The 26469-nt window shown below is 64.1% G+C and carries 22 protein-coding genes and 1 pseudogene; 5 read left to right on the top strand and 18 right to left on the bottom strand.

Annotated elements, in window-relative coordinates:
- Positions 1–86 precede the first annotated feature (86 nt).
- Entirely contained in the window at positions 87–1301 is a 1215-nt protein-coding gene (locus I0D00_RS02555) for a CynX/NimT family MFS transporter (RefSeq protein ID WP_213638193.1), read from the top strand.
- A 397-nt stretch (positions 1302–1698) separates the two neighbouring features.
- Positions 1699–2139: a GlcG/HbpS family heme-binding protein gene (locus I0D00_RS02550; protein WP_213638192.1), complete on the top strand. Its 441-nt coding sequence runs from the start codon at positions 1699–1701 to the stop codon at positions 2137–2139.
- A gap of 154 nt (positions 2140–2293) precedes the next feature.
- On the opposite strand, the gene I0D00_RS02545 is transcribed toward I0D00_RS02550, so the two are convergent.
- Positions 2294–2938 carry a TetR/AcrR family transcriptional regulator gene (locus I0D00_RS02545; protein WP_213638191.1) on the bottom strand — a complete coding sequence of 215 codons (645 nt, stop codon included), beginning with the start codon at positions 2936–2938 and terminating at the stop codon, positions 2294–2296.
- Positions 2939–3162: 224 nt separating this feature from the next.
- Between I0D00_RS02545 and moaA the strand changes: the two genes are divergently transcribed.
- Positions 3163–4158: a GTP 3',8-cyclase MoaA gene (gene moaA, locus I0D00_RS02540; RefSeq protein WP_213638190.1), complete on the top strand. Its 996-nt coding sequence runs from the start codon at positions 3163–3165 to the stop codon at positions 4156–4158.
- Positions 4159–4246: 88 nt separating this feature from the next.
- On the top strand, positions 4247–5065 hold the full coding sequence (locus I0D00_RS02535; protein WP_213638189.1) for a substrate-binding periplasmic protein: 819 nt from the start codon (positions 4247–4249) through the stop codon (positions 5063–5065).
- A 68-nt stretch (positions 5066–5133) separates the two neighbouring features.
- Here I0D00_RS02535 and I0D00_RS02530 read toward each other — a convergent pair whose 3' ends face one another.
- The 15 genes from I0D00_RS02530 to puuE form a co-directional block, all read right to left on the bottom strand.
- Positions 5134–6495, bottom strand: a complete 1362-nt coding sequence (locus I0D00_RS02530) for an NCS1 family transporter (RefSeq protein WP_213638188.1) — start codon at positions 6493–6495, stop codon at positions 5134–5136.
- 114 nt (positions 6496–6609) lie between these two features.
- Entirely contained in the window at positions 6610–7347 is a 738-nt protein-coding gene (locus I0D00_RS02525) for an aspartate/glutamate racemase family protein (RefSeq protein WP_213638187.1), read from the bottom strand.
- 445 nt (positions 7348–7792) lie between these two features.
- Positions 7793–7921 carry a hypothetical protein gene (locus I0D00_RS21640; RefSeq protein WP_274611210.1) on the bottom strand — a complete coding sequence of 43 codons (129 nt, stop codon included), beginning with the start codon at positions 7919–7921 and terminating at the stop codon, positions 7793–7795.
- 225 nt (positions 7922–8146) lie between these two features.
- Complete coding sequence (locus tag I0D00_RS02520) at positions 8147–9676, bottom strand: nucleobase:cation symporter-2 family protein (protein ID WP_213638186.1); 1530 nt, start codon at positions 9674–9676, stop codon at positions 8147–8149.
- Between the two features lie 148 nt (positions 9677–9824).
- Positions 9825–10676 carry an outer membrane protein OmpK gene (locus I0D00_RS02515; RefSeq protein ID WP_213638185.1) on the bottom strand — a complete coding sequence of 284 codons (852 nt, stop codon included), beginning with the start codon at positions 10674–10676 and terminating at the stop codon, positions 9825–9827.
- 81 nt (positions 10677–10757) lie between these two features.
- On the bottom strand, positions 10758–12242 hold the full coding sequence (locus tag I0D00_RS02510; protein WP_213638184.1) for a nucleobase:cation symporter-2 family protein: 1485 nt from the start codon (positions 12240–12242) through the stop codon (positions 10758–10760).
- A gap of 582 nt (positions 12243–12824) precedes the next feature.
- Positions 12825–14303, bottom strand: coding sequence for an NCS1 family nucleobase:cation symporter-1 (locus I0D00_RS02505; protein WP_213638183.1), 1479 nt, complete (start codon positions 14301–14303; stop codon positions 12825–12827).
- A gap of 422 nt (positions 14304–14725) precedes the next feature.
- Entirely contained in the window at positions 14726–15598 is an 873-nt protein-coding gene (locus I0D00_RS02500; RefSeq protein ID WP_213640199.1) for an outer membrane protein OmpK, read from the bottom strand.
- 89 nt (positions 15599–15687) lie between these two features.
- On the bottom strand, positions 15688–17148 hold the full coding sequence (locus tag I0D00_RS02495; RefSeq protein WP_213638182.1) for a nucleobase:cation symporter-2 family protein: 1461 nt from the start codon (positions 17146–17148) through the stop codon (positions 15688–15690).
- Positions 17149–17412: 264 nt separating this feature from the next.
- The gene (locus tag I0D00_RS02490; RefSeq protein WP_213638181.1) at positions 17413–18963 is read right to left on the bottom strand and encodes a cation:proton antiporter domain-containing protein; all 1551 of its coding nucleotides are present in this window, start codon (positions 18961–18963) and stop codon (positions 17413–17415) included.
- A 199-nt stretch (positions 18964–19162) separates the two neighbouring features.
- Complete coding sequence (locus tag I0D00_RS02485; protein ID WP_213638180.1) at positions 19163–20473, bottom strand: urate hydroxylase PuuD; 1311 nt, start codon at positions 20471–20473, stop codon at positions 19163–19165.
- Positions 20474–20522: 49 nt separating this feature from the next.
- On the bottom strand, positions 20523–21026 hold the full coding sequence (locus I0D00_RS02480; RefSeq protein WP_213638179.1) for an ureidoglycolate lyase: 504 nt from the start codon (positions 21024–21026) through the stop codon (positions 20523–20525).
- A 60-nt stretch (positions 21027–21086) separates the two neighbouring features.
- A complete protein-coding gene (gene alc, locus I0D00_RS02475; RefSeq protein WP_213638178.1) occupies positions 21087–22082 on the bottom strand; it encodes an allantoicase in 996 nt (331 codons plus the stop codon).
- Between the two features lie 46 nt (positions 22083–22128).
- Complete coding sequence (uraD, locus tag I0D00_RS02470) at positions 22129–22644, bottom strand: 2-oxo-4-hydroxy-4-carboxy-5-ureidoimidazoline decarboxylase (RefSeq protein ID WP_213638177.1); 516 nt, start codon at positions 22642–22644, stop codon at positions 22129–22131.
- On the bottom strand, positions 22641–23573 hold the full coding sequence (gene puuE / locus I0D00_RS02465) for an allantoinase PuuE (RefSeq protein ID WP_213638176.1): 933 nt from the start codon (positions 23571–23573) through the stop codon (positions 22641–22643). Before puuE ends, uraD begins: the two co-directional genes overlap by 4 nt.
- Positions 23574–23991: 418 nt before the next feature.
- On the opposite strand from puuE, the gene uraH reads away from it, so the two are divergent.
- Positions 23992–24345: a hydroxyisourate hydrolase gene (gene uraH, locus I0D00_RS02460; protein WP_213638175.1), complete on the top strand. Its 354-nt coding sequence runs from the start codon at positions 23992–23994 to the stop codon at positions 24343–24345.
- Positions 24346–24507: 162 nt separating this feature from the next.
- Here the strand turns inward: uraH and I0D00_RS21795 are convergent, their stop codons facing one another.
- Both I0D00_RS21795 and I0D00_RS21790 read right to left on the bottom strand, forming a co-directional pair.
- Positions 24508–25236 (bottom strand): methyl-accepting chemotaxis protein, encoded by a 729-nt coding sequence (locus tag I0D00_RS21795; RefSeq protein WP_420850792.1) that lies wholly within the window; start codon positions 25234–25236, stop codon positions 24508–24510.
- Between the two features lie 126 nt (positions 25237–25362).
- Positions 25363–26298: pseudogene (locus I0D00_RS21790) on the bottom strand (cache domain-containing protein); the annotation flags it as partial.
- Between the last annotated feature and the right edge of the window lie 171 nt (positions 26299–26469).

Raw genomic sequence — 26469 nt, 5'->3', positions numbered from 1 at the left:
GAAGTCGCTCGAGGAGCCGAACCTGGCCGCTGGGCCGCGCCTTTGCGCCGGCGCGGTAGTGCTCTATGGCACTTGGCCTTCCCCGCATGAGCATTAGTCAACGCCTGCACGGTCTCGGTTGGGCGCTGATGCTGATCGTTCTGGGGTTGAACCTGCGGCCGATCCTGACGTCGATCAGCCCCTTGCTCAACGAGATTCGCGAAAGTTCCCAGTTGGGTTTCCAGGAGGCGGCCTTGCTGACCACCTTGCCGGTTGTGTGCATGGGGTTGGTGGCCCTGCTGAGTGCTGGCGTCGAGGCGCGGCTGGGCGAGGGCCGGGGCATTGCCTTGGGCTTGCTGTGCATCCTGCTGGCCTGCACCGTGCGCGGCTTTACCGTCGATGGCAGACTGTTGCTGGGTTCGGCGTTGTTCGCAGGCATTGGTGTGGCCTTGATCCAGGTGCTGGTGCCGGGGCTGGTCAAGCGTCTGTTCGTGGGCCGGGTCGCCCTGGCCATGGGCATCTACTCGGCGGCATTGATGGGCGGCGGCGGTCTGGCGGCCCAGTTCAGTCCACGTCTGGCCAGCCACTTCGGGCATTGGCAAGCAGGGCTGCTGGTATGGATGCTGCCGGCGTTGCTGGCCTTGTTGCTGTGGCTGAAAATGCCCTGGCGCGCTGCGCAGCCCTTGGCTGCCGGGCAGAGCGTGCAGGCCTTCATGGGTAACCGCCGCGCTTGGCTGCTGGCGCTGTACTTCGGTTTCAGCAATTGCGGTTACATGACGGTGGTGGCCTGGTTGCCGGCCTATTACCAGCAACTGGGCTGGAGCAGCCCGGACAGTGGCTCGCTGCTGGCGCTGATGACCGTGTTCCAGGTCCTGGCCGCCCTGACGATGCCAGCGCTGGCCCAGCGCATGCGCGAGCGCCGTGGTTTGCTGAGCGTCAGCCTGATCGCGCAACTGCTCGGCTTCGGCGGCCTGCTGCTGTACCCGCAAAGTGCGCCGATACTGTGGGTCGCCTTGATCGGCTTCGGCCTGGGCGCCTGTTTCGCCCTGAGCCTTATCCTCAGCCTGGATCACCTGCATGAGCCACGGGCGGCCGGGCAATTGGCGGCCTTCGTGCAGGGCTTTGGTTTTCTGATCAACGCCCTGGCTCCGTCGCTCAGCGGTTGGCTGCGCGAACAGACCGGTGGCTTTCAGGCCACCTGGCTACTGATGCTGGTGTGTATGTCGGTGATGTTAGCGGTGACGTGGCGTTTCAGTCCGGCCAGTTATTGCCGCATTTCCACCAATAGCCGTCTGCCGCCAGCCGAGCCGATCAACGGCTGAACCTCGTTACTCGGCCACATCCTCACGACTAGTCGCCGGCGCTGCGTTGAGCAGTCCGCCCTCCCTTATCACGCTCTAGAATTGCTGCGACATCGGGCCTGCGGCCTGACGCTGGGCATCGCACTGTTCTTAGCGCAGCATTCAGGCAGTCAGTCGGCTGCCGCATTATCTGCCGACCAAGGAGCGATTTTTTATCGGTTAGCTGCAGGCGGTCTACAAGTCTTCGGGGGAGTACCGATGGTAGGATTGACTGTGTATATGTATACAAAAGATGTTTTAAATGTATTGTTTTGTGTGTACTTTGCGTCGTTGAGCTTGCGCAGTTCACCAGCGTTTGGCGATGGTGCTGCGGTTACAAGCCTTGCTTTCTGACTTTTTCTGAAGAGGGGCTCCAGACATGAGTGTATTGAACCTGCACACCGCGACCACCATCAGCAACCGCGCCCTGGCGGTAGGCCGGGAAATCTCCGCAGCACCATTGACTGTCGCGGTGCTGGATGCCGGCGGTCACCTGATCAGTCTGCAACGCGAGGACGGCGCCAGCCTGCTGCGTCCGCAGATCGCCATCGCCAAGGCCTGGGGCGCGCTGGCGCTAGGCAAGGGGTCGCGACTGATCGCCGCCGACGCGCAGCAGCGCCCGGCGTTTATCGGCGCGGTGAACAACCTGGCAGGCGGCAATCTGGTGCCGGCGCCGGGTGGCGTGTTGATCCGCGATCAGCAGGGAGTGGTGCTCGGCGCCATCGGCATCACCGGCGACACCTCGGACATCGACGAGCGCTGCGCTATCGCTGCGGTGGAGTCGGTGGGGCTGCTCGCCGACGGCGGTAGCGTCGCCTAACGGCGAGCGGGTGGGCGCGAGGCCGGCACCGCGGCGACGGCCGGGGTGCGGTCGCCCGCGGCGCGCACGGGCACCTCCGCAGAGGCTGGCCATGCGTGCGGGTTGTGTCGGGGCGCTCGAGGGGCGAGGGCGGGTGTGACCCGGTTGGCCTGCCTTACGCGCGATGCACCTGCTCGGAGGCGGCCGGCGCATTCTCCTCGACCTCGCAGCCCCTGATGACCAGGCGGATGATGGTCTGCGCGGCGGCCTCGTAGTCCTCGTCGCTGAGGCAGGCCTTGCCGGTGACCGTGGAGATCTGCCAGTCGAAATCGGCATAGGTCTGGGTTGCGGCCCAGATGCTGAACATCAGGTGGTGCGGGTCGACCTCGGCCATCAGGCCCCGGTCGATCCAGCCCTGGATGCAGGCGATATTGTGCTTGGCCTGGACGTTGAGTTCGTCGGCCTGCTCGGCGGACAGGTGGGGCGCGCCGTGCATGATCTCGCTGGCGAATACCTTGGAGGCGAAGGGCAGTTCGCGGGAGATGCGGATCTTCGAGCGAATGTAGGCCTTGAGCACCTCGCCCGGGCGCCCCGGCTGGTTGAAGGGCGCCGAGGCGGCCAGCAGGGGTTCGATGATGCTTTCCAGCACCTCGCGGTAGAGGTTCTCTTTCGACTTGAAGTAGTAATAGACGTTGGGCTTGGGCAGGCCGGCCTTGGCGGCGATGTCGCTGGTCTTGCTCGCCGCGAAGCCCTTGTCGGCGAACACTTCACTGGCCGCACGCAGTATCAGCTCTTTGTTGCGCTCGCGAATGCTGGTCATAGGCCCTTTCGATATCCTTGTGTCGCCCGGCTGCGGACGGCGGAGCGGCATGGTAGCACCGGCCTCGCGCAGGGCTCAAGGCGGCGGCTGGCGGGCCTGCCGGCAGTTTACCTGACCCTGCGGTCAAAATACTGTATACAAGCCGTGCTTTTTCTGTTTCCATCTGCCTCCATGCAGTCCATAACAAAAAACGTATCGGCTCCCTGAGCACCAGGAGACCCGCTGTGCACAACTCCCAGCTGGTCGACCCCTTCGGTCGGCGCATCACCTACCTGCGGCTATCGGTCACCGATCGCTGCGATTTTCGCTGCACCTACTGCATGAGCGAGGACATGGTCTTCGCGCCCCGCGCACAGATCCTCAGCCTGGAAGAACTCTATGCCGTGGCCGATGCCTTCATCGGCCTCGGCGTCAAGCGCATCCGCATCACCGGCGGCGAGCCCCTGGTGCGCAAGAACCTGCTGAGCCTGCTGACGCGTCTGGGCCAGCGGGCGGAGCTGGAAGACCTGGCCATTACCACCAACGGCTCGCAGTTGCGCGAACTGGCGCCGCGGCTGCGCGCCGCAGGCGTCCAGCGCCTGAATGTCAGCCTGGACTCCCTGCGCCGCGACCGTTTCGCCGCCTTCACCCGGCGCGATCGACTCGAGCAGGTGCTGGCGGGAATCGAAGCGGCGCGGGCGGCCGGATTTCGCCGGATCAAGCTCAACAGCGTGGTGCAGAAGGGGCGCAACGACGACGAGGTGCTGGACCTGCTCGAGTACGCCATGGCCCGCGACCTGGATATCAGCTTTATCGAGGAGATGCCCCTGGGAGAGATCTCCAGCCACCAGCGCCAGCAGACCTTTTGCTCCAGCGACGAGGTTCGCCGGCGGATCGAACAGCGCCATGCGCTGGTGCGCAGCCACCAGCGCACCGGCGGCCCCTCGCGTTACTGGCAGGTGCCCGGCAGTGAGACCCGGGTGGGTTTCATCTCGCCGCACAGCCACAATTTCTGCGCCGATTGCAACCGCGTGCGGGTCACCGCCGAGGGCAAGCTGGTGCTCTGCCTCGGACATGAGAACGCACTGGACCTCAAGGCGCTGATACGCCGCCACCCGGGCGACCGTGAGCGTCTGCGCGATGCGCTGCTGGAGGCCTTGCGGCTCAAACCCGAGCGCCACCACTTCGAGGCCGACGCGCAGGTCCAGGTGCTGCGCTTCATGAGCATGACCGGCGGCTGACTCGCCGCTTCAGCAGCACGGGCGGCCCGTAGCCGTTCGCCATCGCCGTTGCGCCACCCCGATTCCAAGAAAAACCAGGAGGGTTGCTGTGAAGCCCATTCGCGTCTGCAGTTTGTTCGCCGTTCTGCTCGCCACCGGTGTCCGCGCCGAGAGCTACGTGGTCGGTGTGGAAGACCTGGCCTTCGCGCCGCACTACAGCATCGACAAGCAGGGTCAGTACCAGGGCTTCGCCCGCGAGTTGCTGGACGCCTTCGCCGCCCACAGCGGTGTAGCGCTGAGCTACCGGCCGCTGCCGGTGACGCGCCTGCTGCCGGCCCTGCTGGCGGGCGAGGTGGACCTCAAGTACCCGGACAACGCCAACTGGGCCCAGGCGCAGAAGACCGGCAACGGCCTGGCCTACAGCCAGCCGGTGGTCGGCTATGTGGATGGCGTGCTGGTCGCGCCGCGGCGCCAGGGGCAGCCCCTCGAGCGGCTCAAGCGCCTGGCCCTGGTCGATGGCTGGACGCCCTGGGGCTATCAGGAGCGGATCGACGCCAAGCAGATCGAACTGGCCTACAGCGATGACCTGCGCAAGATGATCCACCAGGCGTTGAAGAAGGACACCGACGGTGTCTACTTCAACGTGGTGGTGGCCACCCATTACCTCGACAACATCCGCGCCCGCCCCGGCGCCCTGGTGTTCGACCCGAAACTGCCGCATACCCGCGGCACCTTTCACCTCTCCACGCTCAGGCATCCCGCTCTGCTGCAGCGCTTCGATCGATTCCTGATCGAGCAGCAGGACACGGTGGCGGCGCTGAGGGCCAGGTACCGGGTGGAGGCCAATCTGGACTCGGAATACATGGGCATGGAGCAATGGAAGGTGGAGTTTCTGGAGCGACAGAAGGCCAAGGCGGGCGCGGAGTGAATCCATATGTGCGCAAGCTGCCGCATGAGGACTTGCATCGCCCATGCGGCAGCGGCGGGATGCCCGCCCTAGTTGCGGAAGCGCTGGCAGGCCGACCAGTGGCGCATCAGCAGGTAGTAGCTGAGGCCGGCCGGGATCAGGCTGGCGTACCAGGACACCGAGGACAGGCTCAGGGCCGCAACGGCACCGATCAGCGAGGCGATGATGGCGGCGTAGTTCACGCCCCGGTAGGGGCCGTGCACGTCGTAGAGCTTGCCGACATCCAGCTGGCGCCGGCGGATGATGAAGTAGTCAACCACCATCACGGCGAAGATCGGGCCGAGGAACGCCGAGTAGGTCTGTACGAACATCTGCAGGCCGGCGGAGGACTCTTCCTTGACCAGCTCCCAGGGGAAGGTGCCGAAGGCCAGCAGGCCGACGATGATGGTCGAGGTGCGGAACGGCAGCTTGAACACGTCCATCAGGATGTAGGTCGGCGGCACCACGTTGTTCAGCACGTTGGTGGTCACCTGGGCGAAGGCGATGAACAACAGGGTGGTCACCAGCAGGGGCGTGTTGTCGACGGCGCTGGAGAACACCTGGATCGGGTCGTTGACGCCGGTCGCGCCGGATACCATCAGGCCGATCAGGCCCATGAACAGGGTGCAGGGCAGGATCGACATGGCATAGAGGGTGGTCAGCAGGCCCGGGCCGCTGCCCTTCTTGAGCTCACGGGAATAGTCGCTGACGTTGAGCATCATGGTGCTGTAGATGCCGAGGAACAGCATGGTAGCGCCCCAGAACGGCAGGCCCCAGGTGCCTTCGACGTTGACCAGATTGGTCATGATCTCGTCGCCGTAGCGGTTGATCACGCTGTAGAACATGTAGACCAGCGACACCAGGATGAAGGCGCTGCCGACGTTCTCCAGCCATTTGATGCCCTGGAAGCCGAACATCGACAGGCCGATCTGCAGCAGCTGGAACACCACGAAGTAGAACACCATGTTGTCGAAGCCCAGCAGCGTCGCCGACACGGCGTTGATCGCCGCCGCCCCGACCCAGCTCTGGAAGCCGTACCAGACGATCGCCGGCACCGCCCGGACCAGTCCGGGGAAGCGGGTGCCGGCGAAGCCGAAGGCGGCGCGCGCCTGCACCATGAAGGGAATGCCGTACTTGTAGCCGGCAGCGCCGTTGAGCGCCAGGGCGATGCCGATGACGAAGCAGCCGATGCCGATGGCCAGGGCCGTTTGCAACAGGTTGAGGGTGCCGACGATGCTCGAGCCCATGGCGAAGGTGCCGATCGACACGCAGCCGCCGAACCAGGCCAGCAGGTAGGACACCCTGCCCATGATGCGTTTTTCTTGCGGCGCCAGTGACTCGTCACCGGCGGGTTTGCTGGCTGCTGGCTGGGTATAGTCCAGGGCCGGAGAGGCGACAGTTTCATTGTGCATGGAATGAACCTCGGTACAGGGAACGGCTGGGGTTCCCGCTGTTATTGTTGTGTCGTTACCCGATTCCATCGTCGCAGCACGCCTGGCCGTCACTGGCCGGCGCTTGGTCGGCCCCTACTGGCCGTGGGAAAGGAACTCGAAGCGTCCGCTGAAGGCCTTGGGTCGTGGGAAGTCGAGGTCGCCGTGCTTACTGGTGCCCAGGCCCAGGGCGACCAGCGACTCGGCCAGCTTCACCGCCGCGGTGACCCCTTCGACGATCGGCAGGCCGACCGCTTCGCTGATCTGCGCGGTCAGGTCGGCCATGCCGCCGCAGCCCAGGACGATGGCGCCGATGTTGTCCTCGGCCTTCGCCCGCAGGCATTCGTCGATGATCCGGTCCAGGGCCAGAGCACCGTTGTCCTCGAGGTCGAGCACCGGAATCTCCGCGGCGCGTACCCGCCGGCAATGGTGGGCGAAGCCGTAGCTCTGCAGCAGGTGCTCGGCAATGATCCCGGTGCGGCCCAGGGTGGTGACGATGGAAAAGCGCGTGCTGATCAGCGTGGCCAGGTGGAAGGCCGCCTCGGCGATACCGATTACCGGGGCGCGGGTGATCTCGCGGGCGGCCAGCAGGCCGGGATCACCGAAGCAGGCGAGGATGTAGGCGTCGGTGTGCTCGAGCTCGCCGGCGCGGACCTCTTCGATGACACCGACGGCGCTGATCGCTTCGTCGAAGTGGCTTTCGATGGACACCGGGCCGCTGCGCGGATTGCTCGCGACTATCAGGCTTCCAGGTGCCGCCACGCGCGCGGCGGCCTCGCCGATCTTCTCGGTCATGCCGGCGGTGGTGTTGGGGTTGATGACGCGAATCTTCATGGCTTCCTCTTCTTGCTGAGTGGTTGTGCATAAAGTTGTACACAATTATTTATCGTATGGAAACGAAAAAATGATGAATATGGGTACAAATATGCGAGAAAGTGTGCTAGGAAGTTGACTTTTAGGTCAGGTTCGTATGCTTTTGTGATCAATTAATCTAGAGATATCAATGACTTGAGCGTCTCTGTCAGCTCGCCGAATAGCTGCGCATGGCGCCAGGATGAGCCTTCGCCGCGCTCCTGCGGGGTGGCGAAGGAAGGGTGGCGGTGCCACCCAGCAGCGAGCGGCCGCCTGCGGAGGTGGCCGGGTGGAGGATAGGCCGCGGGCTCGGTCAAGCGGCGGGTAGGCGAAGGCGGCGTGAGGTGTATACAAATTCGAGTGCAGGATACCCCACCACGTCCTTGGGTACGGCGTGGCGGAGACGGGGTCGACGAAGTGATTGCGGCTAGCCGTGCGAGCGCACGGGCGCCCTGTGGCCCTTGGCCGCGCAATGCTTGCGCATCAGCAGGTCGTGGAAGACCGCGCCGAGCAGCATGCCGAAGAACCAGGAGTGGTCGGACGGACTGCTTGGCATAGCGGTCAAGACCAAGGACCAACGTGCGGCTCGCACGATAAAGAGGGGGCATGCATCCGCATCCCCCTACTTGTCCACTTCCGCCTACCCGGCGCTGGTCCGGTTCGTTACCGGCTACCGGGACTGATCACGCCGTCTACCGCGCGCTGCTGGCCCATCGAGAGATGGGCTGACTGTGGCTCTCAAGGGCCCATACGTCGGCACGCGATCGAAAGCCGGCAGTGGTTATGACGCTCTCTGTACCGAAGCTGGCGCTTCGGAGCGTGCTGTCGCCGTGGTCTGCTCGGTGACTACTGGGATCTCCCTGCCTTGTGCGTCATAGAGCTTGCCATCGACAAAGTGGTCGCCATCGTTGAGGGCGGCGATATCGCGATGACGCAAAGTTCGTTCGGTGCCGGCGACGAACACCGACTGCTGATCCGAATTTCCTCGCGTGAACTCGTTGAACAGCAGATTCAGCAGGATCGCCATAATTGCCGCCGAGCTGATACCGGAATGGAAGATGGTGGCGAACCAGTTCGGGAAGTGGTGATAAAAGCTGGGGGCGGCAATCGGCAGCATGCCGAAGCCGATGGAGGTGGCCACGATGATCAGGTTCATATTGTTGCGGTAGTCGACCTTGGCCAGGGTGCGGATGCCACTGGCCGCCACGGTGCCGAACAGCACGATGCCAGCCCCGCCCAGTACAGAGGTGGGTACGGCAGCGATGATCCGTCCCACCACTGGCAGCAGTCCCAGGGTAACCAGGATCAGTCCTCCGGTCGCCACCACGTAGCGGCTCTTGACCCCGGTGACAGCGACCAGGCCGACATTCTGGGCGAAGGCACTTTGGGTGAAGGAGCCGAACAGAGGCGCGAGTATGCTGGAGATCATGTCCGCCCGCAGGCCATTGCCCAGGCGGCGGGAGTCGATCTTGGTGCCGATGATATCGCCGACGGCGAGGATATCGGCAGAGGTTTCTACCAGAATGACCATGACCACGATCAGCATCGAGATGATCGCAGCGACTTCGAAGGTCGGTAGGCCAAAGTGGAAGGGGGTTGGGAAGGCGAGCAACGGACCGGTGCCGACCTTGGAAAAATCGACCATGCCGAGGCTGTAGGCAATGAGCGTACCGATGACTATTGCCAGCAGGATGGAAAGCCGGGAAATGGTGGCGCTGCCGATCTTGCTCAGCAACAGGACAATGGCCAAGGTAAAGGCCGCTAGGCCGATATTGTCCATGCTGCCGAAGTTTTCGGCACGGCTGTTGCCGCCCATTGCCCACTTGGCCGCGACGGGCATTAAGGTCAAGCCGATGGTGGTGATGACGATGCCGGTGACCAGGGGCGGAAAGAATCTGATGATCTTGGAGAAGATCGGCGTGATCAGAAAACCGATCAGTGATGCGCTGATGACTGCGCCGAAAACCACGGGCATACCCCCGCTGCCGCCGTTGGTGGTGACGATGGCCACGATGGTCGAGACGCTGGCGAAGGATACCCCCTGCACGAGTGGCAACCGACAGCCGAAGAATGGCAGGCCGAGGGTCTGTAGCAGCGTCGCCAGCCCGCCAACGAATAGCGAGGCAGCGATCAGCAGACCAATATCGGAGGGGGACAACCCGGCCGCCTGGCCGACGATCAGGGGCACCGCGATGATGCCGCCGTACATGGTCAGGACATGTTGCAGGCCATAGACGATATTCGCGCCTATGCCGAGATTCTCGTCTTCAGGATTCTTTTCCGAAGATATTTTTGCTGTGGATATCGTCATGAGGGGCTCGCTTTGTTTTTGTATACGAGAGGTATTCGGCCGACTGTATTAGCGCTAGTTAAGTTCTGTGCTGCATAGCGGGGAGAAGGGGCGGAGTCTTTCCTTCTCCCTTATTGCTATCGTCTATCCGAGGGCGGCGCGGAGTGTTTTAGAAGTGGTACTTCACCAGTGCCTGGACGGCGGCCTGATCGAAGCCGTGGCCTGAGCCGTCGATCGGCTTGGCACCGTAGCGGTTGCGCCACATATTCACTTCGGTGCCGACGTAGAGCTTGCGCCCCTCTCCGAACATTGCTTTACCAGCATCCCATTTGACCTGTATCGAGGAGCCGACCGAGGTGCGGGTATTGGCCGTCGAAGTGCCCGCGCGCCAGTCGACAAAGCCGTCGACCACGAAGTCCTGATTGCCGATGGCCAAGGGGTAAGCGCCGGAGATGGTCAGTTGATAGGTGTGGGCATTGTTGTTGCCGTGGGCGCGGTCGAAGTAGGCGTTGTTGTTAACCTTGACCCGATACAGGTTGGCATTGAAGTAGGCGAAGCCGGGGACGTTCCAGGCCGACCCGATGCCGTACAGGTAGTTCTCGACACCCGCGCCGCCATCGCCTTTTTCGTAAGTAAAGGCTGCAAAGACATCCTTAAGCGGGCCGCTGGAAAGGTTCTGCCCGGTCAGCCAGCTGAGGCTGACGCGCGGTGACAGTTCGAAGTAGTAGAAGTGTTCCTTGTCATTACCAAAGTCGCCGCGGCGTGACTGTTTATTGTCCGCCAGAACGTAGTCAGCAAAGCCAAATATGTCGCCCCAGACCCAGCCACTGGCGTGCTCCGCGGTGAAGGTTGTTTGCGTCTTGTCTTGCTCGGTGTTGAATTGACCTCTGTTGAAGTTCTCGCCGTAGAGGTAGGACAAGCTGTTGTTTTGCCATTTCATCAGGTCATTGGCGAGGGCGTGCTGACCGCCGAACAGCGCGACTGAAAGGGCGATGCAGCGCGGCAGATGCTTCAGGTTCATCGAGTGTTCCTTATTACTAGGACTTACGAGGTTGCTCGGGCCTGCGGCGAACCGCAGGGGGGATTGTCGGTGTCGGCAGCCTCAGCTGGTGCGGGCGGAGTCTTCGAGTCGCAGGTCCAGTGCGTCATCGTCCTTGCCCTGCGGGTTCTGTAGCACGGTGTGCAGGTGCGCCTCGGGGTCGTAGTTGTCCTCGTGCTGCTCTAGGTCTTCTTCGGGCAGGAATATGTTGAGCAGGATGGCGCTCAGGGCACCGATGGTGATCGGTGAGCCGAAGATGTTCTTCAGGAACTCCGGCATCTGCGACAGGACGCCAGGCACGGCTGCTACGCCCAGACCGAGACCGAGGGAGATGGCCACGATCAGCACGTTGCGACGATGCAGACCGGCCTCGGAAAGAATCCGGATGCCGGCCACGGCGACTGTGCCGAACATGATCAGGGTGGCGCCACCGAGTACCGGCTTGGGCATCAACTGCAGCACAGCGCCGAGGGTCGGGAACAAGCCGAGGAGAATGAAGATCCCTGCGATGTAATAGCCGACATGGCGACTGGCGACGCCGGTGAGTTGGATCACGCCGTTGTTCTGGCTGAAGGTGGTCATCGGCAGGCTGTTGAACATCGCGGCGATTGCCGAATTGCAACCATCGGCCAGCACCCCGGACTTGATCCGGCGCAGGTACAGCGGACCCTGTACCGGCTGTTTGGAGATGATCGAGTTGGCAGTGAGGTCGCCGGCGGTCTCCAGCGGGGTGATCAGGAAGATAACCGCGATCGGCACGAAGGCCAGCCAGTCGAAACTGAAACCGAACTTGAAGGGCACAGGCACGCTGACTAGCGGCACTTCGGCCATGTTGGCGAAATCCACCCGGCCGCTGTACCAGGCCACCAGGAAGCCCAAGGCCAGGCCGACGATCACCGCCGAAAGCCGCACCATCTGCGACTTGAAGCGGTTGAGCACAATGATGGTTGTCAGTACCAGTGCTGCCAGCCCCAGGTGGTGCAGGGCACCTGCGTCCGGTGCGCCGAAGCCGCCTGCAATATCGGTCATCGCCACCTTGATCAGCGACAAGCCGATCAGGCAGATGATAGTGCCGGTCACTACCGGGGTGACGATTTTACGCAGCCTGGTCATCACCTGGCTGAAGGCGATCTCGACGAAGGCCGCGCAGAAGCACACGCCGAACAGGGTCGAGAGAATCTCCTCAGGGCTTCCGCCCCGCGCCTTGACGATCATCCCGGCGCTGAGGATCGCGCTCAGGAACGCGAAGCTGGTGCCCTGCAGGCACAGCAGGCCGGAGCCTATCGGACCGATGCGGCGGGCCTGAACGAAGGTGCCGAGGCCGGACACGAACAACGCCATGCTCACCAGGTAGGGTACGTAGGCGCCGAGGCCGAGTACGTTTCCGACGATCAGGGTGGGGGTGATGATACCGACGAAACTCGCCAACACGTGTTGCAGGGCAGCGAATAGGGCCGGAGCGAAGGCCGGACGGTCTTCTAGCTGATAGATCAGGTCGTTGCTGCCGGCAGACGGAGCTGCGGCTTGGGGCGTACTAGTCGTGGTCATGTCAGAGCCTGCCAGTTGTTTTTATACGGTCATGGGCTTGCACGAGGCTTCACGGCGCCTCTATCTGATCGCCGTTGAAAAGTTGTTCGATCGGTCAGAATGTGCCGACTATACAACTTGGTCGAACGCGGTTAAACAATTTATTTGAATAATGTGTACAAAAACATATGAAGATTGTGTTAATAGTTTGACCTTTAAGTCAGGTTTATACAGGCGCAGTAATTGGTTCCATTATTTATCAAGGGCTTGCACGCAGAAAAACTGAGCTCCTGGTCGAGTTCAAACCGAAGTCGTGGTGTCGTCATCGGTTTGCTAGATAGGGAGGGGCGGTCGGGTGCTGACGCCAATCGGCGTGCGCAGTGGCGTTCTGCGCGGAGCAGCAGGGACCGGTCGAGGGGAGCAGGGCGGGCGGCTGTGCGGGGCGAGCGGATGCTTGGGGCAGCTAAAGCCTCAACCTGATGACTGCCCCGGGCAGGCGATGACGGTGCGAGCGGCGCCGCGGCCGCCGGTGGCGGATACCGGGCGAGGGTGCCCGGCCGCGCCGCTGGGAAGGGCGCGGCGGGGGCGAAGTGGCGGCTGCGGTTAGCTGTGCGAGCGCACGGGCGCGGTGTGGCCCTTGGCCGCGCAATGCTTGCGCATCAGCAGGTAGTGGAAGACCGCGCCGAGCAGCGCGCCGAAGAGCCAGGAGTAGCCGGACAGGCTGCTCAGCGCCGGGCTCCATACCGAGGCGACGGAGAACAGCGAGGCGACGCCGAAGGCAATCATCGCCTTGCGGTTCCAGCCGCCATCGTAGTGGTAGCGAGTGCCCGGCTCGGCGGAGAACAGCTGCTGCAGGTCCAGCTGTTGTCTGCGCACCAGGTAATAGTCCGCGACGATGATGCCGTAGAGCGGCGCGAGCACCGCCCCCAGGGTGTCGACGAAGGCGGCGATGCCGACGTTGCTGATGAACGAGACCCACAGCGCGCCGATGAAGAAGGCGATGGCCGCGGTGATGAAGCCGCCGGTGCGGGCACTGATATGGGCCGGTGCCAGGTTGGCGATGTCGTAGGCCGGCGGAATGAAGTTGGCCACCAGGTTGATGCCGACCGTGGCGGCGAAGAAGGTCAGGGCGGCGATCACGGTCAGGGTCAGGTTGTCGACCCGGGCGACGATATCGGTGGGATTGGTCAGGGTCTCGCCGAACACCACCACGGTGCCGGCCGTGATGACCAGGGCGATCACCGAGAAGAATGCCAGGCTGACCGGCAGGCCGAGGAAGTTGCCGGCGGTCATCTGCCTCTCGCTTTTCACGAAGCGCGCGAAATCGCCGTAGTTGATCACCACCGCGGCGAAGTAGGCGACCATGGTGCCGACCACCGCGATAAAGGCCGCCACCGGGCCGGCGGCGTATTCGCCCGTGCCGCGGAAGATGCTGCCCAGCTCGCTGAGCAGGCTGGGGCCGGCCTTGTACCAGATCATCAGCATCAGCGCGATCATCACCAGGTAGACCAGCGGCCCGGCCCAGTTGAGGAACTTGGTGATCCAGTCGATGCCGCGAATGAACAGGGCGACCTGGAAGGCGCAGACGATGACATAGGACAGCCAGCCGACGGCGGTCATGCCCAGGAAGGTGGCGCCAGTGCCGCTGGCATTGCCCATCAGCGAGTTGATCAGCAGCGCCACGGCGGTGGAGGCGAAGTAGGTCTGCACGCCGTACCAGAAGATCGCCACGATGCCGCGCACCAGGGCGGGGAAGTTGGCGCCGCGTACGCCCATGCTGGCGCGGGCCATGACCGGGAAGGGGATGCCGTACTTGACGCTGGGCTTGCCGGTCAGCTGCACCAGGCCCATGACGATGAAGCCGGCCAGGACGATGCCCGCCAGTACCGCCCAGCCGTTCAGCCCGTAGGAGATGAACAGCGTGGCGGCCAGGGTGTAGCCGAACAGGCTCTGGATGTCGTTTGACCAGACGTTGAAGATCTCGAACCAGCCCCACTTGCGCTGCGCGGGCGGCAAGGGCGCCAGGTCCGCGTTGTGCAGCGAGGTGTCGATCTGCTTGATGTGGAACTCTTCTGAGGACATGGACAGCTCCTGAATCTTGTTTTTAGGCGCTCTCGGGGTGCGCATCTGCGGAGGATTGTCGGTACGTTCCGTCTGGTTTCGCTGCCGCCGCCCTAGGGCCGGTTGCCTGGTGTCGGGAGCGGTGGGGCAGGCGGCAACCTGAGGATCGTCTGCATGTTGTACACATAAATAAATACGATGAACATAGAAAATCTGAGAAATGTACACAAAATCGCAGGTTAATGGGAACAAAAACTTGACTTAACGGTCAGTTTGCTGTCTGGGCGCGGGTCGTCTGCCGCTCTGTCTGGCTCGCGATGCGCTTTGGGTGGGGTTGTCGCTGCAGCTGCCACGCAACCCACAAAAAAAGCGGGGTCACGCCGTGCGCGACCCCGCTTTGGACACAACCCGCTGCCGCCTACCCGGCAACGGGCCACTCGGGTTCAGAAGTGGTACTGCACCAGGGCCTGCACCGCGGTCTGGTCGAAGCCGTCCGTGGAGCCGTCGATCGGCTTGATGCCGTACTTGTTGTGCCACATGTTCAGCTCGGTGCCGACGTAGAGCTGGCGTTCCTTGCCGAACAGCGCCTTGCCGGCGTCCCACTTGACCTGGATCGAGGAGCCGAGCGAGGTCTGGGTGTTGGCCTCCCTGGAGGGCGAGCGCCAGTCGATGTAGCCGTCGACCACGAAGTCCTGGTTGCCCAGGGCGAAGGGGTAGGCGCCGGCCACGGTCAGTTGGGTGGCGTAGCCGTTGCCGGCGTCGCTGGCCTTGAAGTCGTGGCCGAAGAAGATGTGGTTGTTGATCTTGACCCGGTACAGGTTGGTGTTGAGGAAGGCGAAGCCGGGAACGTCCCAGTCCAGGCCGATGCCGTACAGGTAGTTCTCGGTGCCGGGACCGCCGTTGCCCTTTTCATAGGTGAAGGCGGCCTTGACGTCCTGCAACGGCCCGACGGAGAGGTCCTGGCCGGTGAGCCAGCTGAGGCTGATGCGCGGCTTGAACTCCATGTAGTAGAAGTTGCTCTTTTCCTTGACTTCGAGGTTGCCGAAGTTGCTGCCGCGGTACTGGATGTTGTCCGCATCGACATAGTCGAGGAAGAAGAACACGTCGCCCCAGACCCAGCCACTGGCGTGCTCGAAGGTGTAGGTGGTCTGCGAACGCTGCTCTTCGGCATTGAAGTTCAGGCGCTGGAAGTTGCTGCCGTTGAGATAGGTCAGGCTGTTGTCCTGCCAGAACATCAGGTCGCCGGCGTTGACCTGGTTGCCGGCCAACAGGCCGGCGGACAGCACGAGGCAGTGGGGAAGGTGCTTGAGCTTCATCATGGTTTCCTCATTTTTAGGACAGACAAGGTGTTCCGCTCCGCGCCTGGGCGCGGAGCTATGCAGGGAAGGTGGTGCGGCTGGCCGGCCTAGCTGGGACGACTGACTGCGTCCAGGCCGTCGTCCTGACGGCTCTGCAGGACGCTGTGCAGCTGCGCTTCGGGCTCGAAGTCGCTGTCCCGCTCGGGCTGTTCTTCCGGGAGGAAGATGTTGAGCAGGATGGCGCTGAAGGCGCCGATGGTGATCGGCGAGCCGAAGATGTTCTTCAGCGCCTCGGGCATCTGCGACAGGGCTTCCGGGACGCCGGCCACGCCCAGTCCCAGGCCCAGGGAGATGGCCACGATCAGCACGTTGCGGCGGTGCAGGCCGGCTTCGCTGAGGATCTTGATGCCGGCCACGGCAACGGTGCCGAACATGATCAGGGTGGCGCCGCCCAGCACGGGCTTGGGCATCAGCTGCAGCACCGCGCCGACCGCGGGGAACAGGCCGAGCAGCACCAGCAGGCCGGCGATATAGAAGGCCACGTGACGGCTGGCGACGCCGGTGAGCTGGATCACCCCGTTGTTCTGGCTGAAGGTGGTCATCGGCAGGCTGTTGAACATCGCCGCGACGGCCGAGTTGCAGCCATCGGCCAGCACCCCGGACTTGATCCGGCGCAGGTACAGCGGGCCGGCCACCGGCTGCTTGGAGATGATCGAGTTGGCGGTGAGGTCGCCGGCGGTCTCCAGCGGGGTGATCAGGAAGATCACCGCGATCGGCACGAAGGCGACCCAGTCGAAGTCGAAGCCGTACTTGAAGGGTACCGGCACGCTGACCATGGGCACCTCGGCCATGTCGGCGAAGTCCACCTTGCCGGTGAACCAGGCCACCGCGAAACCCAGGGCCAGGCCGACGATCACGGCCGACAGGCGCACGACCTGGGACGAGGAGCGGTTGAGCAGGACGATGCTGCCGAGCACCAGGGCACCCAGGCCGAGGTGGTGCAGGGCGCCGAGGTCGGGCGCGCCGAAGCCGCCGGCCATGTCGGTCATCGCCACCTTGATCAGCGACAGGCCCATCAGGCAGATGATGGTGCCGGTGACCACCGGGGTGATGACCTTGCGCAGCTTGTTGATGAACTGGCTGAAGGCGATCTCGACGAAGGCCGCGCAGAAGCACACGCCGAAGATGGTCGAGAGGATTTCTTCCTCGCTGCCGCCGCGGCCCTTGACGATGAAGCCGGCACTGAGAATCACGCTGAGGAAGCCGAAGCTGGTGCCCTGCAGGCACAGCAGACCGGAGCCGATGGGGCCCAGGCGCTTGGCCTGGACGAAGGTGCCGATCCCCGAGACGAACAGCGCCATGCTCACCAGGTAGGGCACGTGGGCCCCGAGGCCGAGCACGCCGCCGATGATCAGGGTCGGGGTGATGATGCCGACGAAACTGGCCAGCACATGTTGCAGGGCGGCGAAGATCGCCGGGGCGAAGTCGGGGCGGTCGTCCAGCTGGTAGATCAGGTCGTTGCTGCCGGCAGACGGAGCTGCCGCCTTGGGCGTACTAGTCGTGGTCATGTCAGAGCCTGCCAGTTGTTTTTATACGGTCATGGGCTTGCACGAGGCTTCACGGCGCCTCTTCCTGATCGCGACAAAAGCTGTCTTGTCGGTCAGGTTCAGTGACTATAACAACTTGGGCACAGTGTTAAAAACAATTTATTTTTGAATTGTGCACAAATATTCGGGCGTGCGCAGTTGCGCGTCCTGCAGTGGAGGCCGAGCGAGCGTTGGTTGAGGGGCGCAGGGGGCGGCGATGCTTGCGGCGGGGAAGGGCGACTGCGTTCAGGCCCGCGGACGCAGCTCATGGGCGACGTGTTCGGCCAGGCCGGCGCCGGCCTCGCTCATGGTCAGGTAGGTGCGGTCGGCTCCGGCATCGAGGATGCGCTGGGCGATGTCCTCGTACATGGCGTGGGAGGCGATCAGGCCGGGAAAGCCGCGTTCGCGCAGCTTGCCGATGGAGATGATCTTGGTCTCGGCGTCATTCAGTGCCAGGATCACCGCTTCGATGCGAGGCATGTCCAGGCGCTGCCAGAGCATCTGGTCCTCGCCGTCGGCGAACAGCGCCCGACGCCCGGCCTTGGCACAGGCATCGATGACCACGGGGTCGGAATCCAGCCCTACCACCTCGAAGCCCTTGGCCTCGAGATAGTCGTAGGCGGCCCGGCCGGTACGGCCCATGCCCATGATCAGGATCTGCGCGTCGTCCAGGGAGACCGGCTGCTCGTCGGGATGGCGGGTATTGCGCTCCAGTGGGATCAGCAGGTGGGCGAGGCGCTCGTACAGCGGGTGGGCAAGGCGGCTGAGCGGGGCGGAGATGACGAAGGACAGCGCCACGGTGATGGCCAGGGGAATCAGCCACTGCGGCAGCACCACGCTGGCGACGATCAGGCCGAATTCGCTGTAGTTGGTCAGGCTGACGCTGCTGAGAAAGGCGCTGCGGGCCCGCAGGCGAAACATCACGAACAGCAGGAAGAACAGCAAGCCCTTGAGCGGCAGCAGCAGCGCCAGGACCAGGGCGAAAGCCAGGGCGTCGGTGCCGGGCAGGCCGCTGATGCCGATCTGCAGGAAGAAACCGACCAGGAACACCTCCTTGATGCTCCACAGCGCGTTGGACAGTTCGATCGCGCGCTTGTGCTTGGCCAGCATGGCACCGAAGGCCAGGGCGCCGAGCTCCGAGCTCAGGCCGAGGGACTCGAAGCCGTAGCCGCCGATGACCAGGGCCAGCAGCAGGCCGAGCAGCACCATCAGCTCCTCGTGGCCGCTGGCGTCCAGCAGGCGGAACAGCAGCGGCCGCAGCAGGGGCAGGGCGAACACCAGCAGGGCCCAGGGCGAGGGTGCCTCGCCGTTGGCCAGGCTCATCGCCACCAGGGCGAGCAGGTCCTGGATGATCAGCACGCCGATGGCCAGGCGACCGTGGAAGGAACGCAGCTCGCGCTTGCTTTCCAGCACCTTGGCCGCCAGCACCGTGCTGGAGAAGGACAGGGCCACCGACAGCAGCAGGGCCTCGCGCAAGGGCAGCTCCAGAAGCAGCGTCACCGCGGTGAGGAACAGCAGGCTGGAGATGAGGAAGTGCAGCAGGCCGCCGCCTATCACCTCGCGTCGCATCAGGTTGCTCAGTTTCAGCTTGAGGCCGACGGTGAACAGCAGCAGGAGCACGCCGAGGTGGGCGATGTGGGCGAGGATCGAGCTGTCCAGGGGACCGATGTGCAGGTACTGGCCCAGGCCCGACAGGGTGAAGCCCGCGGCCAGGTAGCCGACCAGGGGAGGTAAACCGATAAAGCGCGCGGCCAGGCCCATCAAGAATGCGAAGGCGATCCAGCTGGCTTCGAGCATCGGCAGTACCTCTGGCGGCGTTCGCTACGGTGGAGGGCTCCCGTCAAGTGTAGCGGGCCGGTCCTGGGCAGCTTCGATGCTGCGGCCGCGCGGCCCAGTTGGAGGGGACTGAAGCAGAGGTGGCGGCCTGTAAACGGCAAGAGCCCGCCATGGGGCGGGCTCTTGCGCGTCTTGGGGCGGGCGCCCCAGTGGCTTGTCGCTAGTTGATCTGCGCGCCCTTGGCGATCCAGGCGCCGATCAGGTCACGCTCTGCCTGGGTCATCTGGGTGATGTTGCCGAGCGGCATGACCTGGCTGGCGACGGTCTGCGCGTGGATCTTCGCCGCCTGCTGCTGGATCTGCTGCGGGGTGTCGAGCATCAGGCCGGCCGGGGCGCTGCTGAACATCGGGCTGCTCGGGCTGGCCGAATGGCACACGGTGCAGCGTTCCTGGATCACCGTATTCACCCTGGCGAAGTCGTTGTCGGCGCTGGCGGCCGGTGTCGCCTGCGCTGGCGCGGCGGGGTCCGCCTGCTCGGTCGGGGCGCCGCTCTGTTCGGCCGGCACGGCTTCGACCTTGGCGACGCTGGCGTCGACGCTCTGCTGGCTCGCGGCCACCGGCGCGGCGGTCGGTTCCGGGCGTACCGGCGCGGTGACGTAGGCCAGGCAGATCATGCCCAGGGCCGCGGCCGGCAGGGTCCAGGCGAACCTGTTGCTGTCGTGGCGGGTGTTGAAGTAATGGCGCACCAGCACGGCGAGGATGGCGATGCCGGCCAGGATCAGCCAGTTGTACTGGCTGCCGTAGGTGCTCGGGAAGTGGTTGCTGATCATGATGAACAGCACCGGCAGGGTGAAGTAGTTGTTGTGGCGCGAGCGCAGCAGGCCCTTGGCCGGCAATACCGGGTCGGGCTCGCGGTTCTCTTCGATGGCCTTAACCAGGGCGCGTTGCGCCGGCATGATGGTGAAGAACACGTTGCCGACCATGATGGTGCCGATAATGGCGCCGACGTGGATGTAGGCCGCACGACCGCTGAAGATCAGGCTGAAGCCCCAGGCCGCGGCGATCAGCAGGACGAACAGCACCGCACCGAGCAGGGCCGGGCGCTTGCCCAGGGCCGAGTCGCAAAGCAAGTGGTAGGCCACATAGCCGGCAATCATCGAGCCGAAGCCGATGACAATGGCCATCGCCGGTGCCAGATCGACGCCAGGCTTGACCAGGTACAGGCTCGGGTTGAGGTAATAGACCACCAGCATCAGGGCGACGCCCGACAGCCAGGTGGCGTAGGCCTCCCATTTGAACCAGTGCAGGTTGTCCGGCATCTGCGGCGGGGCCAGCTTGTACTTCTCCAGGTGGTAGATGCCGCCGCCGTGGATCGCCCAGAGGTCGCCGGACAGGCCGTCGCGGGGGTTGCTGCGGTTGAGGTTGTTCTCCAGCCAGACGAAATAGAAGGATGCGCCGATCCAGGCGATGCCGGTGATCATATGGATCCAGCGGATGCCCAGGTTCAGCCATTCAGTCAAATGTGCTTCCACAGTGTGTACCTCTTTCCCAGTGCCGGTGTGCCGGTCCCCTGGGCTTCTCTTATTGGTGGGGGTCGAGGAGCAGTTGCTCTGCCTCGGTAAAGAAATGCTCATCGCAGTTGTTGCCAGAACCGCTGCGATCAACCACCAGGAAGTCATCCCGCTTTTCGATCGTCAGCACCGGGTGGTGCCAGACGCCGCGATGGTAATTAATGCCCTGCCTGCCGTTGCTGCGGAAGGCGCGGACCAACTCCGATTCAGGTGCATCGCCAAGTGGCGCGACCACGATCAGAAAGGGGTGGCCGAGCAGCGGCACGAAGGCCTGGCTGCCCAGCGGATGGCGCTCCAGCATGCGCACGGTCAGCGGCATCTCGAGCGCCTCGGCGCTGAAGATGCTGATGATCGCCTGATCCTCCGGCTGGGCGGTCTCCACCGTGGCCAGCTTGTGGTAGCGGCGGGTGGAGCCGTTGTTGATCATGAAGAACTCGCTGCCCTCGGTCTCGATGACGTCGCCGAAGGGGGCGAAGGCTTCTTTGCTCAAGGGCTCGATGATCAGTTTGCGCATGTCGGTCTACTTGTTCTCTGTTGCATTGAGCCCCCTCAGCCGCGGCGAGGGGGCATGGACTCACTTGCTGACTTTGCCGAACAGGCGCAGGCGGCTGATGCCACCGTCGGGGAACACGTTCAGCCGCACATGGGTGATCGGCCCCAAGGCCTGGATCTGCTCGACGAACTCGTGTTCGGCGTGCATCTGCAGTTTCTGGCTCGGCAGCAGTTCGCGCCAGAACAGGCTCTGGGTCTCGATCTGGCTGTCGGTGCCGCCCTTGACGAAGGCGCCCTGGATCGAGCAGCTGTCCGGGTAGTTGCCCTTGAAGTGCAGGGTGTCGACGACGATGCGCTCGATCTCGCCGGGGTGGCCGAGGGCGACTATCACCCAGTCGTTGCCCGGGGTACGGCGGCGCGCGGTTTCCCAGCCGTCGCCCATGTTGATGCCGCGGCCCGGGTTGAGGATGTTGCTCATGCGGCCGAAGTGCTCGTCGGAGCAGGCCAGGGCGCGCCCGCCGTTGAGGGCGGCGGCCAGGTCGACCTGCTCGTTGTCGCCGACGCTGCTCCAGTCGCGGAACGGCACGCCGTAGACGCGCAGGCGGGCGACGCCGCCGTCCGGGTAGATGTTGAAGCGCAGGTGGGTGAAGGCCTGGACGTTGGCGATCTCGTGGTAGTGGTGGCTGTTGCCCTGCAGCTCCACGGCCGGCAGCACCTCGGTCCACTCGGTGGCGTCGGTCGGGTCGCCCTCGGCGACGAAGCAGCCTTCCAGGGAGGCGGACGGCGGGAAGTTGCCGGTGAAGAAGCTGGTGTCGATGTCCACGCCCTTGATCGAGCCGGCCACGCCGAGGCGGATCACCGCGCTGTCGTAACCCTCGAAGCGCTTGCGGCGCGACTCCCAGCCGTCCATCCACTTGCCGTTGTCGTCGAACACGCCTTCCTTCCACACCGCCGGGGTCGGCTGGAACAGGCGGTTGACGTCGGCGAACCAGTCGTCGGTGACCGAAATGGCCTGGGTGCCGAGGCGCGCGTCGGCGAGGTTGACGTATTTCTCGAAGGGTACGGCGTAAGCTTTCATTGAGTGTCTGCCTCAGGTGATGGCGTGAATGGGGCGCTTGCGTTGGCTAGAGCTGTTGCAGGCGGAACAGGGCGATCTTGTTGATCTCGGCCAAGGCGCGGGCGAACTCCTGCTCGGGGCTGTGGTGGATGCGCTCCTCGAAGGCGGCGAGGATCTGGTGCCGGTTGCTGCCCTTGACCGCCATGATGAAGGGGAAGCCGAACTTGGCCTTGTAGGCGTCGTTGAGCTCGGTGAAGCGGGCGAACTCCTCGGCGCTGCATTCGTGGATGCCGGCGCCGGCCTGCTCCGAGGTGCTCGACTCGGTCAGCTCGCCGCGCACGGCGGCCTTGCCGGCCAGGTCCGGGTGGGCGTTGATCAGCGCCAGTTGCGCCTTGGCGCTGGCGCTGAGCAGCAGGTCGGCCATGCGCTGATGCAGGCCGTCGATGTCGTCGATCTGCTCGTCCAGGCCGAGGTCGTAGGCCTGCTCGGCGACCCAGGGCGAGTGTTCGTAGATATCGGCGAAGACCCTGACGAAGTCTTCGCGGCTGAGGCGCGACGGGGTCAGGCTCTGGAAACGGCTCATTGTGCGCGCTCCTCTTTGAACGGGTGGGTGGCGTGCCAGTGGCGGGCGATGTCGACGCGCCTGGCGAACCAGACCCTGTCGTGGCCCTTGGCGTACTCGATGAAGCGTGCCAGGGCGGCCAGGCGAGCCGGACGGCCGAGCAGGCGGCAGTGCATGCCGATGGAGAGCATCTTCGGCGCACCCGCGACGCCTTCGGCGTAGAGCACGTCGAAGGCGTCCTTGAGGTACTGGTAGAAGTCATCGCCGGTATTGAAGCCCTGCACCTGGGTGAAGCGCATGTCGTTGGTGTCCAGGGTGTAGGGGATCACCAGATGGGGCCTGGTCGCAGTGCTGGCCGGGTCCCAGTAGGGCAGGTCGTCGTCGTAGGTGTCGGAATCGTAGAGGAAGCCGCCTTCCTCCCTCACCAGGCGGCGGGTGTTCGGCCCGACGCGCCCGGTGTACCAGCCCAGCGGACGCTCGCCGGTCAGTTCGCTGAGGATGCGGATGGCCTCGAGCAGGTGTTCGCGCTCCTGGGCCTCGTCCATGTACTGGTAGTCGATCCAGCGGTAGCCGTGGCTGCAGATCTCGTGGCCGGCGGCGACCATGGCCTTGATCACCTCCGGGTGGCGCTGGGCGGCCATGGCCACGGCGAACACGGTCAGCGGAATGCCGTGGCGCTCGAACAGCTTGAGCAGACGCCAGACACCGGCGCGGCTGCCATATTCGTAGAGCGACTCCATGCACATGTTGCGCTCGCCTTGCAGCGGCTGCGCCGAAACCATCTCGGAGAGAAAGGCCTCGGATTCCTTGTCGCCGTGCAGCACGTTGCGCTCGCCGCCTTCCTCGTAGTTGAGGACGAACGACAGGGCGATGCGGGCATCGCCCGGCCAGTGGGGATGCGGCGGGTTGTTGGCGTAACCGATCAGGTCGCGTGGGTAGTCAGCGCTCACTGCAGTCTTCCTTCTTGGTGTTGTTGCGGCCTCTGCGCAGCCAGGGGATTCCGGGGTGCGCAGCCGTGATGAGGTAATTGTATACAAATTGATTTGCTGTTTGTAAATCTAAAATTTGCCTGTTCCGGAAAATCCGCTGAAAGAACAACCGCCAGGGCGGTTCGGTCATTCTTGCCGGGGCGGCCGTGCCGCAGGCCCCTGCGGATTGCTGTCCTGAGTGGTGAGGATGCTGACGGTGAGGGTAATCACTCGGTGGCATTGTGTACAATTTCAATCTAAAATGTTTCATGTTGCTCGTTTGGTGCTATGCTCCGCCCAGGTCGAGGCTGCTCGCGCCTGGGCAGCCTGGTGGTTTTCATAAGCGTAGAGGAGGTGTGGTGCCTGCGTGGCCGCTGGCCGGCGCGGGCGCCCTGAAGCAATGGGACGATTGACGACACATGTTCTGGATGCTGCGCACGGCTGCCCCGGTAGCGCGCTGAAGGTCGAGCTGTACCGCGTCGAAGGCACGCAGCTGGAGCTGCTCGCCACTGTGCTGACCAACGAGGATGGCCGTTGCGATGCGCCGATTCTGCAGGGCCAGGACTACCGCAGCGGTGTCTATCAGCTGCACTTCCATGCCGGCGATTACTACCGCGGGCGTGGCGTGCAGCTGCCCAGCCCGGCGTTTCTCGATGTGGTGGTACTGCGTTTCGGCATCGATGCCGGCCAGGAGCACTACCACGTGCCGTTGCTGATCTCGCCTTACAGCTATTCCACCTACCGCGGAAGCTGATGAGGAATACTGGATACCCTCCGACTCGTACAACGAGTCGTTAGCCCGCTTACTGCGGGCTTTTTTACGGCCGCAGCAAGTGGACTGGCACAGGGGGAGTGGGTTTGGCCGGAGCGCCGAGTCCCGGCGAGTGGAGTCGCCGGGACCGGGATGGGCGGGGGCTCAGGTGCGGAAGCGCTGGACCAGGCCGTTGAGCTCCTGGGACAGGCCGGAGAGGTTCTGCGAGTCGGAACGCGCCGATTCGGCCAGGTCGGCCACCAACTGGGCGTCGCCGTGGATCTGGGTGATATGGCGGTTGATGTCCTCGGCCACCTGATGCTGCTCCTCGGCGGCGGTGGCGATCTGCGCGTTCATGTCGCGGATCACGTCGACCGACTCGCGAATCAGGCCGAAGCTCGAACTCGCCTCGTTGATGCTGGAAACCGTGCGCTGCGAGACCTCCAGGCTGGCATGCATCTGCTTGGCCATCTGCCGGGTGCGTTGCGCCAGGTTGCTGAGCAGGCCGTCGATCTCCGAAGTCGAGTCGGCGGTACGCTTGGCCAGGGCGCGCACCTCGTCGGCGACCACGGCGAAGCCGCGTCCCTGTTCGCCGGCCCGGGCCGCTTCGATGGCGGCGTTCAGCGCCAGCAGGTTGGTCTGCTCGGCGATCGAGCGGATGGTGCCGAGGATCGACTGGATGTTGTTGTTGTCCTGCTCGAGTTGCTGCATGGCCGCCGCCGCCTGGGAGATTTCCTGGCTCAGCTGCTCGACGCTGCTGACCGCGGCATCGATCTGCTGCTGACCCTCCTGGGCCTGGCGCTGGCCATTGTCGGCGGAGTCGGCGGCTTGGTTGCAGGAGCGCGCCACTTCGTTGGCCGTGGCGACCATCTCATGGAAGGCGGTGGAGACCATGTCGACCGACTCGCGCTGACGCCCGGCGGCCTCGGCCATGTTTCCGGAAACCTGGGCGGAGGTGCCGGAGGTCTGATGGATCTGCTTGGCCGCCTGGCCGATGTTGAGGATCAGCTGGCGGATGCTGGCAAGGAACTGGTTGAACCAGCCGGCCAGCTGCGCGGTTTCGTCCTGGCCACGGACCGTCAGGGAGTGGGTCAGGTCGCCTTCGCCCTGGGCGATGCCTTCCAGGCCCGAGGCCACGGCACGGATCGGGCTGACGATCAGGCCGGCGAAGCTGGCGCCCACGAAGGCGAAGATCAGCGCCAGCAGGGCGGCCATGCCGGCGATGATCCAGGCCAGCTGGGTCGCGCCGCTCATCACGTCGTCATGGCGAATCAAGCCGATGAAGCGCCAGTCCAGGCGCTCCGACGACCAGACATTGGCCATATAGCGCACGCCGCCGAGCTCGACTTCCACCAGGCCCTGATTGGTCTGCGCCAGCTCGTCGTAGCCCGCGCCCAGTTCGCCGAGCTTCTTGAAGTTGTGGGCGGGCTGGCTCGGGTCCACCAGCACGGTGCCGTTGTTCTCCATCAGCATCAGGTAGCCGCTTTCTCCGAGCTTGATGCCTTTGACGATGTCGGTCAGCTGGTTGAGCGATACGTCGATGCTGAGCACGCCGCCTGGGTTGCCCAGGCCGTTGGCCACGCTGCGTACGCTGGCCACCAGGGTCGCGTCGTCGTTGGCCCAGTAGTAGGCATCGGAGCGCACGGTCTTGCCCTGGCCATTGATGCCGGCCTGGTACCAGGGGCGAGGGCGCGGGTCGTAGCTGCTCAGGCCGGCATCGTTGGGCCAGCTGACGTAGCCGCCGTCGACGGTGGCGTTGGTGATATAGGCGTAGGCCGGGTGGCTGGCCGCGACGTCGGTGAACAGCGCCAGGAGCTTCTCGCCGTGTTCGCCCAGCGGCGTCCCGGCGGCGTTGGCGTCCATGTACTTCTTGAGGTTGCCGTCGACCGCGGTGACCAGGGGATGTTTGGCCAGGTAGTCGACATTTTGGCTGATGCCGTCGAAGAACAGCTGCATGGCATTTTCCACCTGGCGGATCTCGCGGGAGCTGGCGTCGACGAACTCGTCGCGGGCATCGCTGCGCAGGTTGAGGATCACCAGGGTGGCGACCAGCATGATGGGCACGCAGGCGATGACGGCAAAGGCCCAGGTCAGTTTTTGTTTTATGTTCATCGGAGGTTCCCAGGT

Origin of the sequence: Pseudomonas lalucatii, from assembly GCF_018398425.1 — a bacterium.
Taxonomy (GTDB): Bacteria; Pseudomonadota; Gammaproteobacteria; order Pseudomonadales; family Pseudomonadaceae; genus Aquipseudomonas; species Aquipseudomonas lalucatii.
The sequence above is the reverse complement of the archived record's forward strand: the minus strand, read 5'-3'. Positions and strand labels throughout refer to the sequence as shown.